11 protein-coding genes are annotated in these 12,181 nt (G+C 38.5%); 3 read left to right on the top strand and 8 right to left on the bottom strand.

Annotated elements, in window-relative coordinates; genetic code table 11:
• Window positions 1-94 precede the first annotated feature (94 nt).
• From QZL88_RS16890 to glpA, 4 genes are all read right to left on the bottom strand, one after another.
• On the bottom strand, window positions 95-274 hold the full coding sequence (locus QZL88_RS16890) for a hypothetical protein (RefSeq protein ID WP_006799714.1): 180 nt from the start codon (window positions 272-274) through the stop codon (window positions 95-97).
• Between the two features lie 345 nt (window positions 275-619).
• Window positions 620-1,834 carry an anaerobic glycerol-3-phosphate dehydrogenase subunit GlpC gene (glpC, locus tag QZL88_RS16885; protein ID WP_296943040.1) on the bottom strand — a complete coding sequence of 405 codons (1,215 nt, stop codon included), beginning with the start codon at window positions 1,832-1,834 and terminating at the stop codon, window positions 620-622.
• Window positions 1,831-3,102 (bottom strand): glycerol-3-phosphate dehydrogenase subunit GlpB, encoded by a 1,272-nt coding sequence (gene glpB, locus QZL88_RS16880; protein ID WP_296943038.1) that lies wholly within the window; start codon window positions 3,100-3,102, stop codon window positions 1,831-1,833. Before glpB ends, glpC begins: the two co-directional genes overlap by 4 nt.
• Complete coding sequence (gene glpA / locus QZL88_RS16875; protein ID WP_296943036.1) at window positions 3,092-4,741, bottom strand: anaerobic glycerol-3-phosphate dehydrogenase subunit A; 1,650 nt, start codon at window positions 4,739-4,741, stop codon at window positions 3,092-3,094. The genes glpB and glpA overlap by 11 nt, the downstream gene beginning before the upstream one ends.
• A gap of 184 nt (window positions 4,742-4,925) precedes the next feature.
• Here glpA and QZL88_RS16870 point away from each other — a divergent pair, with 184 nt between their 5' ends.
• Together QZL88_RS16870 and QZL88_RS16865 are read left to right on the top strand one after the other, a co-directional pair.
• Complete coding sequence (locus QZL88_RS16870) at window positions 4,926-5,468, top strand: glutathione peroxidase (protein WP_296943034.1); 543 nt, start codon at window positions 4,926-4,928, stop codon at window positions 5,466-5,468.
• Window positions 5,469-5,754: 286 nt separating this feature from the next.
• Entirely contained in the window at window positions 5,755-6,105 is a 351-nt protein-coding gene (locus QZL88_RS16865) for a hypothetical protein (protein ID WP_296943032.1), read from the top strand.
• A 20-nt stretch (window positions 6,106-6,125) separates the two neighbouring features.
• Here the strand turns inward: QZL88_RS16865 and QZL88_RS16860 are convergent, their stop codons facing one another.
• The 4 genes from QZL88_RS16860 to folB form a co-directional block, all read right to left on the bottom strand.
• Window positions 6,126-8,942: a T9SS type A sorting domain-containing protein gene (locus QZL88_RS16860; RefSeq protein WP_296943030.1), complete on the bottom strand. Its 2,817-nt coding sequence runs from the start codon at window positions 8,940-8,942 to the stop codon at window positions 6,126-6,128.
• A 210-nt stretch (window positions 8,943-9,152) separates the two neighbouring features.
• Complete coding sequence (locus QZL88_RS16855) at window positions 9,153-10,670, bottom strand: DUF4301 family protein (RefSeq protein ID WP_296943028.1); 1,518 nt, start codon at window positions 10,668-10,670, stop codon at window positions 9,153-9,155.
• Between the two features lie 64 nt (window positions 10,671-10,734).
• Window positions 10,735-11,262 carry an RNA methyltransferase gene (locus QZL88_RS16850; RefSeq protein ID WP_296943026.1) on the bottom strand — a complete coding sequence of 176 codons (528 nt, stop codon included), beginning with the start codon at window positions 11,260-11,262 and terminating at the stop codon, window positions 10,735-10,737.
• A 5-nt stretch (window positions 11,263-11,267) separates the two neighbouring features.
• Window positions 11,268-11,621: a dihydroneopterin aldolase gene (gene folB, locus QZL88_RS16845; protein WP_296943024.1), complete on the bottom strand. Its 354-nt coding sequence runs from the start codon at window positions 11,619-11,621 to the stop codon at window positions 11,268-11,270.
• A gap of 188 nt (window positions 11,622-11,809) precedes the next feature.
• Between folB and QZL88_RS16840 the strand changes: the two genes are divergently transcribed.
• The gene (locus QZL88_RS16840; RefSeq protein WP_296943022.1) at window positions 11,810-12,160 is read left to right on the top strand and encodes a polymer-forming cytoskeletal protein; all 351 of its coding nucleotides are present in this window, start codon (window positions 11,810-11,812) and stop codon (window positions 12,158-12,160) included.
• Window positions 12,161-12,181 lie beyond the last annotated feature (21 nt).

Raw genomic sequence — 12,181 nt, 5'->3', positions numbered from 1 at the left:
CATCTTTTTTGTGAACGAAATACCTGATTATAAAAACAGGTATAATCTATTCATATAATCATCTGTAAAAAGACTGACTTCCCAACCGAGTTTCTTACAGTTTCTTTACTATCTGAGTAACATCAACAAGGCTGAAAGCTTCCCTGAAAATCTTCAAGATTTCATTGTAGGTAGAAGAATATTCAGCTTCTACTTCAAAACTCTGAACGCCGAACGGACGACATTCGTTAATTTTGGCCTCATGGCTACTTCCAATGTTGTAAATTCTTTCCATAACTTGATTTTTTTTTAGAGAAAATAAAACAGCAGCATAACTAATTTTGAAATATAAAAATCCATTAATACCTTATCTTATTTCACTGTATAAACAAATATAACGATAATAACATATTTTTGCAAACTTTTGTTTCGTAAAAATTCATTTTTAACATCATTGATTTACATGCATTCACAATAGAACAATAAAACACTATATATAAACAATTTACAAAATTTAATCTTTTACTAAATTTCGAAATAGATAACTATAAAAGATAAAATTATATTCCAAATCAAAACTTTTATAATTTCGAAAAGAAACTTTAATAGAATTTCATCGAAACTTTATTCGAAACCTAAATTAACCCAAAGCTTTTGCTAAAATCGAAATAGGATGCTCACAACGCTTTGTTGTGGACATTTCTATCTGCCATTTACATGTTTCGCAATCGGTTACTACATAATCTATATCACTTGCTTCTATCTGCCCGAACAAAGGTGCGCCAATATCCTGGGATGTTTTATAATTCTCTTTTTTAAACCCATAGGTTCCCGCAATACCACAGCATTGCGAATCAAGAACTTTCAGTTCTATATTCGGGATCAGTTTCAATAATTCTATCGAATAGTACGACCATCCCAGTTTTTCCATATGACAGGGTGTATGATAGGCTACCTTTATTTTTTCTTTACCGAACGGCAACTTTACATCGGTTGTACTTAACAGGCGATATATATAACGTGTTGCAAGCTCTACATTATCCCTCACATCAGATGTATCGATATCCAACAAATGAGGATATTCGTCTCGTATGGTAAAAGTACAGGTCGAAGAGGTTGCCACTACAGGTATATTCTTTTCCAATACCGATTCCCTGATAGAAGTCATGTTCACTTTCGCTTGTTTCTTCGCCTGATCTATAAGTCCATTGGAAATCAACGCCACTCCACAGCACTTCTCTTTTCTAAGCAACTGAACGCCTATACCGAGTGCATTAAACACCTTTACCATATCTTTTCCCAACTGTGGATTATTATAATTAGCATAGCAACCATGAAAATAGCTGACCTGCTCTTTAAATTTCTTTTGCTTATCCGCCTGCTTCTTATACCAGCTTTCGAATGTACCGAACGAATATTTCGGAAAGGTACGGTGATGATCTATCTTCAAAGCAACATCCAGTACTGACTTCATCGGCTTCAATCCTAAAGCCAGATTCACGATGGGTGCAAAGGGAGTAGCTAGCGAGCCTACAATATCCGTATTGGCCAAAATATAATCCCTCAGTTTCGGTTTTTTCTTACTGTATTTTATCCGTGCCGACTGAATAATGTCGCCAATCTTCACATTAGAAGGGCATGCCACTTCACACCTCTTGCAATTGATGCAATATTTCAATGCTTCGTCGTAAAAGTTCGACTTTTTCAGTCGCAGACGCTCCCCGTCAGGACCAGCTTGTTTTGGTCCGGGATAATCGGGATTTACAGCTGCCACCGGACAATACACCGTACAGATGGTGCATTTGATACATTGTTCGAAATTATTGTCACTTATGTTATGTTGTTGAAGATTCATAACCGTCCTCCTTTTTTACTAATTATTTCATCCGCTATAAACAGGGCGCTAAGTATGGAAACCCCTGCCCCACTGCCCTCTTTTATAGGATTGAATCCTTCTAAGACGGCACCGGAAACATATAGATTCTCTATAACCTCACCTTTACACAAAGCATTGAATGATTCATTTGTCTTTACACCAAATTCCTGATAATTCTGGCTATCGAACATATTCCGGTTGTACCAGTCTTTCCTCTCGGGACTGTAAGACACATCCAGATCGAACACAGGCTCGTAAACCCGTGAACGGGTAGCGATCAACCCCTGACTGAAATAGCTTCCTGTTGCCAGAACTATATTATTAGCATTGAAAGGGATATTACCGTGATTATAGGAATAAACCTTCGTCACCCTGTTATCCTGCATATCAGCCCGCTTCACCGTATCTCCCAACATATATACACCTCCCAGATGAATAAAATAGTCGTGCATATACTGTTGCGTGTGTATTCCTATTATAGATGGCGGCAATGTCGGAATCAGGTATATCGGCTTACCTGTGGCCTTCCTCAAGGCGGCAAGCATATTTGCATTTTCCAATCCCAAACACGCCGGAAAGATGATAGCATCGCTATCCGGCGCCGCCTTACCCAATATCCTTATCAATTCATCTTTATTAGATTCCTTATCGAGTATCCGTGCGATATTTGTCGAACGCAACTCACTCGGATTGCGGCGGAGATAATCCAGACCGGGCAGGCTAAACAGATGAATATCGCTCCTCGTTCCTACTTTAGCAAATTCGTCCGCTATAAACTGAGGATAGAAATCAAGGAATCCGGCAATATTAAAAATCGAAACTTTCTTCCACGGTAATTCCCGTTCCGATTTACTGACAGCAAAATCAGATGTCGACAACCAGGTAGGTTTCAATGTTCCCATAGGAGTTATCCGGTAATGATTTCCCATAGAATCACCTTGAAAAGAGAGGCCTATTCCTCTGAGAAAAGCTTCTGATTCACCCGCCAATTCACAAAATTTATCTCCACCTAATTTTGCATATGGATGGCAAGGCGACATCCGGATCAAATCCTTTACTGACTTCTGCGGATTAGTCACCACTTCGCCATCAGGCAATACATTCAACAGGTCGAACGAACCTGATGAGAAATGCAACGCGCTCTGCCCCGAAGAAACAATCGCACAACGGTGTCCTTGCTGCAACAAACGTATTCCACATACAAGGCCGGATAAGCCTCCTCCTATAATTACAGTATCAAACTTCATCTTTTCCTTCTTGTTTTTGTGACAACTTCAATCCGCACACACTTTCGTATACCCAGTTTGTATATTCACTTTCACGCAATGTATCGCCCCATGCTATGGGATAAATACCTTTCCAGCGTTCGTTCAGAAAGTAAGCCAAGTCTTCTTTGGCACTCTTTGTGCACAACTTATCCACATCACTCATAATACCGGCAGCACGGCAGGCACACAGTTCCCCCTGACATGTTCCCATCCCTACTCGTGTACGGCGACGAAGGTCAACCAGATTGGTCACATTCAGTTCTTCCAGCGCATATTTTACCTCACCTACCGACACCTCTTCACATTCGCAGACCAAACTGTTATCACCCCCTGTATTTCCCGACAAATTACCGGCCATATCTCCATGACGGTAAATAGCCGATTTACGTTGTGCTGTGGGAAGTGATATTATTTTTTTGCTTATATCTTCCATTTTCTCCCGCGAACCCGGCAGATTCTCTTCGGCAGTAGTACATTTATTTGTCACATTCAGTTTTTGACATACAAGATCGGTGGCCCATTCTGCCATCAGGCGGTAAGTCATTAATTTACCTCCTGTAATAGTAATGTATCCTTCCAATCCGTCCCGCCTGGCATGATCGAGCAGAACAATACCCCGGCTTACACTACGCCCTGTAGGGTCATTATCAGAAGCAACTAAGGGCCGTACTCCTGCATAAGCCCGTAATATACGCGTCCGGTTGAGTATCGGAGCTAACTTTTCCCCTTCGCGGATAAGCGTATCCACTTCTTCCGGGGTCACAATCATATTATCTATCTGGTCGTACGGAATATTACTCGACGTAGTACCTATCAGCGATATTGTATCTCCGGGAACAAGTATATCGGCATCAGCAGGCTTTCTACACCTATTCAACACCATATTGTTTATCCGGTGGCCAAAAATCAATAAAGCCCCTTTGGCCGGAAGCATATTTACTTTCACATCTGCAAACTCGGATATATGTTGTCCCCAAATACCCCCTGCGTTTACTACAACAGAGGCATACAGTTCTTTTGTTTCTTTCGTTTTATGATCAAAAGCCTTTACTCCTATAATCCTGTTTTGCTCACGAATCAAGCCAATTACTTCATTATATGTATAAACCACAGCTCCATAATTCTTCGCATCTATCATATTGGAAGCAGTAAGACGAAAAGGATCGACCGATCCATCGGGCACTTTTACTGCACCTATGATATCCTTATTAGCAGAAGGCTCTATTGCCAACGCCTCCCTCGGATCTATTATTTGTGCATTGATACCCGCTATGGTACAGGCCTCCACAAATTTCGACTGGTAAGTTATGTCATCTTCAGGCAAGGTGAGAAATAATCCATCTGTTTCCTCGACACAATGACTGGCTATTCTTTTCAGAATCATGTTCTCTTTTATACATTCTTCTGCCGACTCCCTATCTGTGACCGCATAACGCGCACCACTGTGAAGCAAGCCATGATTGCGTCCGGTAGCACCTGTCGCTATATCAAATCTTTCCAATAACAATACATGCAACCCCCGACGAGAACAATCGCGGGCTACTCCGGCTCCGGTAGCACCTCCTCCGATGATGATAACATCGAACAACTTTGCTGAATTAGGCTGATTGGTACTCATACATTAGTTTTTTCAGTTTCACTATACAAAAAAAAGAAATTATCGGAACATTTCAAAATATTTTCAAAACTATTTGAAACATATCGAAACTATTTTAGAAAATAAATAAGGTAAACAACCAACTGCTCTTAAACTTTATCAGTACTTAATTGTTTTATTTATTAGTTAATCAAATACAAAAGGTATGAAACAGCTGACACTTGCTTTATTTTTTAGCTTAATAATGATATCCATGGTTCAGGAAGATAAGACTTTGTATGATTTCAAAGTAAAGGATATTAATGGAAAAGAATTCGACTTCTCTTCTTTGAAAGGGAAAAAAGTTCTGGTTGTAAATGTAGCTTCCAAATGCGGCTTAACACCTCAATATACAAAGCTACAAGAATTATATGAAAAATATAAAGATAGTAATTTTGTTGTCATAGGCTTTCCTGCCAACAACTTCAATGGACAGGAGCCAGGAACAGACGAAGAAATCAAAACATTCTGTACACTAAATTATAATGTATCCTTCCCGATGATGAGCAAAATAGATGTAGTTGGAGAAAACAAAGCTCCAATCTATAAATGGCTTACCGAAAAAGCAGAAAATGGCAAATTGGATACTGAGGTACAATGGAATTTTCAAAAATTTATGATTGATGAAAACGGCCATCTGGTTGATTTCGTCCCGCCACGTGAAGATCCGTTTTGCGATAAAATAGTAAAATGGATTGAACAAAAATAAATACTTAATTGTCTATTATATATCAGAAGTTTTTAAAAGCCATCAAAAAAAATAGAGCTAGATAAAACAGAGACAAAAACATTATCGAATTCATTCCGGCCATAATCTTACTTTTTGTAAGAACCCATCCTATAGACAAAAACAAATGCAAGAGGGTATCCGCAATATATGCAGATACCCTCTTTCTTATATTTATATGTCTATATAATTATAATTCTAAAGATTATTTCGTCGCCTCGATGTAGTCACTCCTCTATATACCATATATAAGAATAATATAGACAAAATGATAGGTAATGAAACATCACCAATCGGTGCACCGACATTACCCGGATTAGACCATTCATCCTCACCTGGCAAGAATGGATCTTCCCAAGAACTCGATTTAGCCAAAAACCCCCGTGCTGGCGCAGCCAATGCTGAAGTTTGGTTATCGCTGGCTATGGATCTCTTCTCTTTTTTCAGATATGAAGTTGAAGGTAAATCATTTGTTATAACCGGGGCATCAAGAATCTCCTCAGCCTGGATGGATACCGAAGGAATCGTTAAACAAAAGAATAACGTCAAAAACATCAATATTCGTAGTTTCGTTTTCATCTATCTTTATTTTACGTGCGTGCGTGTCTGTGTAACTTAACTTAGCTTACGTCGTTGTATTTAGTTCTGTAAATTCACAAATTTAACTGTATGATTTCTTTTTCCTGTAATTTTTGCAATGTATGTACCAATATTCAGTGGCTTCACATATGACCACGGTTGCTGTAATTCTGTAATCTTTGTGCGTCCCATCAGACGTCCTTGCATATCATAGATAACGACATCGCTATTCACATCATCTTCAATTAAACCGGATATATACAATGTAGATGAGTTATAATAGCAAGATATTGCCATCTGTTCTTTCTCTATAACAGATCCTCCGGCATCATAGAAGCGAAGAATAAAACGATTATCATTTACTTCACTAGTAGAGTTCGATGCAGCCTCTGATACAAATGTATACTCAGTTTCAGGAGTAATCTTCACTGTTTTATTATCTAAATATCTATCAATAAGCCATACACCGGGAACAGATTCTATATTTTCCAAACCATAAAATCTTAAGGTCATCTCCTGTGTTGAAGAAGGTGTCATAAAATACAGAGCTAACTCTTTTGTCTGCGTAGGAATTGCATTTCCTAAGAGATTTTCTTGATCACTGGATTTTGTATAAACGATTGCTTTACTTTGCTCAAATGAGGTTTTGGTTGGTTTACCGTTTATCACATCCTCATACGTTTCAAACGCTTCTGATACACCTTTTCGCGTATCGTACGAATCTTCCTTATACTGGGGTTTGGCATTATCATTGAAAATAACCGTAGCTCTATCTGCAGCAAGCCCATTATTACTTTTAGCTTCTACAATAAACCAGTCTTTCATTATTGAGGTGTTATCTCCACTGACTGAAGCCTTAGTCGCCTCTGCACTTTTAGCAAAACGAGGCAATCCAAAAACCTGCAATGCAGAATCTATCTTTATAGTTACAGACTTGCTCGCTTGCAAACAAAACATTTGCATAGGAGAAATAACATGGGTCAATGGATTCCAGTTTGCTCCGCCTTCTGTAGAAGGAATACCTGTACCCGGAGCAGACGTCCTACCCGGTTGAACATCAGATATAGCTGAAGCTCCTACCCGGCTCACAAAGTCGTAAGTTGTCCGATAACGGAATATATTTTCAGTTGGATAATATTTAACCAAAGCCTGATTTATCAGCCAATATTTAGCCCTCACATCAGCAGTTGGAGAAACAGAAGATATAGTTACTTTAGAAGATGCCCCGGCTGGTGTAAACATTGTGGATTCAAATCCATTTGCAATACCCGAAGCCTCTCCAAGCTCAGCATAAGTACCATCATTTTCAGGATTGGCATTAAAGCCTAACAATGGATTTAAACTTATCGGAGCCATGAACGGATTTCCCAAGAAGTTTAAACCTGGTACCAAATCTACTGTTACCGGCCCAACATTAAACTTTTCCTGATCCATCAACTCGTACCTCGATCTATCTTTATTTACTCCATTAACTTCCTCCATCCATTGAGGAAGGTTCAATCCTTTCAATGGTCTATCGGTTTCTCCATATACATTATATGTTGTGGAAAGCGGAAGTTTAGTTGCCTGATCGAATATCCCCGCTACTGTTGTATTATCATACAGGAAACGGCTAAAGTTATCCATTCTTTGTTCTCCGGCTAACAACTGATCTTCCGGAACAGACAGATAATCCTGAAAAACACTACGATTAAAAACATATCCACCCCTTGCACGTCTTTCATTAAATATACCTCTGTTGCTTCCAAAGAAATCCCATCTTCCATTAATATTACCTTCCCCTGAAGTATGGTCTGCATGCGAAACTTCCATACTGATAAAGTATCCGCGTCCGGCCTGCATCCTGAAGAAAGGGTCTACAATAGGTCCCTCATAAGAAGTAATACTACTTCCATTTGGTTTAGTCAATGTATGATAAAACATATAATCAGCCCCCAATTGCTCGAAAGGAGGAGTAAATCCTGTCAAATAATTCCAGCCTTCGCCCTGAGGATGTGGCACACCGGTTCTTAACGTTTTACCAAATGTGCTTGAAGACGGAACAGGTCTGTTAGCTATAGAACCTGCCTCGAAAGCACCATCATCAACAGGTGATGAACCGGTTTCATAATCATACATTTTCAGATTCACCTGACTGTATCTGGCCAAAGCCAAAGGATCGGCCAGCGTCTTAGAGTGAACATGATTAATTCTCGCATGTCCACTATTTATACGATCCACATCGTTTTTATCATAGGAAGCGTTAACCGCAAAACGGTTATGCTTATCAGCACGAATATAATCAACAGAAATCGCAGCTGATGTATCAACCACAAGGTAACCTAAATTGCGCCAGTCATCAGTATATTTAGTCTTTCCTCCTTCTGATATGCTTACAGGTTCCCCTTTCTCTACACTAATAGTAGGAAAATTCACCCAATTATACTGCTTCTGCAGGCTTCTATCCCATGTCGCAGTTGCAACATCCAGATTGTTACCATATATACGTTGCAATGTAGCCACATTCCTTCCTAAAGTAGCATTCCAAAGAGGCTTACCCACAAAAGCAATAACACCATCATCTTCCGTGGAATCATCTTTTCCTACAAAAAGCTGTGGAGACTCGTCAGTATCATCCTTTTTACTGGGATCTTTAGCATTAATAAAATCTTTTGTTATTTCCGTACGTCCTTTTTGTTTAATTGATGCGCCTGTAACAAATTTAGCAGAACCACTGATATACAAAGTAGTAGACGAACTTTCGCCTTTCACTTCAGGTGCTGTAGCATCTTTATATTTGACATACATCTTACCTTTGGAGTAAAATATCACATCAGATTGCCCTTTAAGAAATAAGGGCAGAAGAAGTAATACGACTAATACTAATCGAAGTTTCATTATTGTAGTTTTATTAAAGTCAGTCAAAATCAAAATGTTATCCTAAAAATACCATAAGGAAGACAAGTTTATAAAGTTTCATGTATCTTCAAAATTCCCTACAAAGATAATTTTTTTTTCTTATTAATGAACATTTTAAGCCATTTTTTAGTTAAAAATGATCCGTTTTCCATCACACACAAGAGAAAACGTCAATCAACTGGTATACAATCACAAATGGCGTCCTCTCAATAAATCATTTACAGTTTTCACAGGATTAAAAGTCTCAATAGGAACTTCTACAAATATTGTATTCCAATCAGACATAGCCCCATTCCATAATCCGGGTAGCTCCAAAGCCTTTAGCTCCTTTCCATTTTTCGACTTGATAGATATAAACCCTGTATTGTAATCCACATAATCTTTCAGATTGAAATGGTATCCTCTGTAATCTTTTACACTACACACAATATCTACAGGATTAAAGTGTGTCCCACTTTTAAACATCTCTTTTTTTGCCTCATCTGACATATCTATCTGTGAACTTTCCAGAATCTGAAGAGAAACCGTTTTATCCGAATTCACCGCCAAAAACGGTCCTCCGCCGGGCTCCCCGACATTCCTTACCATACCGCAGGCACGACATGGTCTGTCCAGTTTACGTTTTAGATAAAGAACAAGCTCTGCATCTTCCAGGAATTTTGTATCAGGATTCTTTACATTCAGCACACTCTGCACAAAATGTAGAATCTCCAACAATTCGTCATGGGTATATTTTCCACTATCCAAAAGCTTCAAATAATCGAAAACTTTCCCCTGAGTTTCCACCAGCACACCTGCCAGTATCTTCTTATATTTAGTCTCAATTTCTTTGTATTTATCAGGCACTGTATTATCTATATTTTTCACAAAGATAATATCCGCATCCAAATCATTCAGATTCTCAATCAGTGCTCCATGTCCTCCAGGTCTGAATACGATCTTATCATCATCCCTGAATGGCTCGTTATCTGCATCCACAGCTACAGTATCTGTGCTGGACTTTTGCTCGCTAAAACTTATATTATAACTAACCGACAATTCTTTTTCAGCTTTTTCTTTTTCCGAGCTAATCAACTTTTCAAACAAGCTTCGATGTTCCGGAGACACTGTAAAATGAAGATTTATCTCTCCTTTGTCATTTCGGGCATACAGATAACCTTCCTGCAAGTGCTCTTCGGCCGGAGTGCGGGAAAAACCGTCGTAGCGGTGAAACCGAAGTAACCCTTTTGGCAAACTTCCATAATTAAGCCCTTCCACTTTCAGTAGATTCTTCACTACGGATTTATAGTCACCTCCTGCTAACAAAGTCTCGATATCTTTACCTTCATTTTTGATACAAACTGCATCTAATTCTTCATAAAAAGCGAACTTTTCGAGTCCTTCAAAGAAAGCTTTTTCAAATGCAGAAGTGGGTACATTGTAGGGCGCATCCAGGAATTCAAACAAATCCTTAAACATTCTGCTGGCAGCACCTGAGGCTGGAACAAACTTCATTATCTTACGACCCGAAGATGCATATTTACTCCATGCATCCAAATATTTTTGTTCCTCATTATCTGAAACTACCATTATTCCTTTTTCGACCGAAGCAGGAGCTGATATTTCCAAAAATGGAAATCCTTTTTTGAAACTGTCGATTTGTTTTTGAAATTCTTCCGGGGAAATACCTTTTTCCTCAAGATAAAGTTTATCTGATTCTGTGATCATAGCCTTACGTTATACATCTATATTATTAAAGTCCAACTGCAAAACTAACAAAAATATCGCAAAGTTACCCCAACTGTTTAAAAAATTCCCACATAACAATACCTGCTGCAACGGAAACATTCAATGAATGTTTTGTTCCATACTGAGGAATTTCGATACAACAATCACATAAATCCACAACCTCCTGCCGGACACCTTTCACTTCGTTTCCTAAAACGACAGCATATCCTTTAGCCTTATCCAACACCAGTTCATCGAGCTTAATACTGCGCTCAGCCTGCTCTATAGCACAAATAGTAAAACCTCTGTTTTTCAATTCCCTGACAGCTTCTCTCGTATCTTTATAATACGCCCAATCTACAGAATCCTCAGCCCCTAAAGCCGTTTTGTGTATTTCTGCATTTGGTGGACAAGCTGTTATCCCGCATAGACAAACAGATTCTATCAAAAATGCATCTGAAGTACGAAAAACCGATCCTATATTATTCAAACTCCTTACGTTATCTAAAATAACAACCAACGGAGTTTTTTCTGCAGCCTTAAATTCATCTATCGAAATCCTGTTAAGTTCCGTAATTTTTTTAACCCTCATAGCTTCTAATCAATCAGAATTACACTTGCACAATCCAACTGCGCACCAATAGGCGGATTACGTTTCGACAGTTTAAGCTCAACACTTTCTATTTGAGTGTATTTACTCTTTAGACGATCGATGATACGTTTCGCTGCATGCTCCAATAATTTTGACGGCACCATCATCTCTATTTTAATATCCTCATAAACATCCGCATAGCTTATAGTATCATTCAAATCGTCTGACACAGATGCTTTCGTGAGGTCTACCCCGATCTTCAGATTAATGATATAAACATTACCGACCACAGTCTCTTGACCAAAAACGCCATGATTGGCATAAAAGGTCAGGTTCTCTAATAATATAAAACTTTTCACAATTATGTTGTATTTTGATTATTCGACAAGCAAAGATAGGTAAAAAGATGCATTTCCAATGATTTACCGGTCATGCAGAAAACATGTTATAAACTATTAAAACCATTGCTATTTTTGATGAAGATTCCTATAGTTCTGATGATTTTTAACTAAGTTTGTTTTCTAATAAAACCGAACAAATTAGTAGCATGGCAAAAATCAAAGAGGTTATAACAACAGCCAACACTCACAACATCCTCGCCTCAGGTACACAAATAACAGGCGATATCAGTGCTGAAGAAGATTTTCGGATAGATGGCACAATAGAAGGAAATGTAAATTGTAAAGGAAAAATTATAGTAGGAAACAACAGTAAAATTACGGGCGACATAAACTGTTCCAACATAGAAATATGGGGAACCGTGAATGGAGATATCTCATGTGTCGAAAATGTTATACTCAGGGCTTCCTCATTCCTGAAAGGGAATATAAGAATGGCAACAATAGAAATCGAACCGGGTGCTAAATTTGATGGTAGCTGTTCGATGTATAAAGAATAATACATTTTATATAAATATACA

This window comes from uncultured Dysgonomonas sp., assembly GCF_900079725.1.
Lineage (GTDB): Bacteria > Bacteroidota > Bacteroidia > Bacteroidales > Dysgonomonadaceae > Dysgonomonas.
Note: the sequence above shows the minus strand (reverse complement) of the source record. Positions and strands in the feature narration are given on the sequence as shown.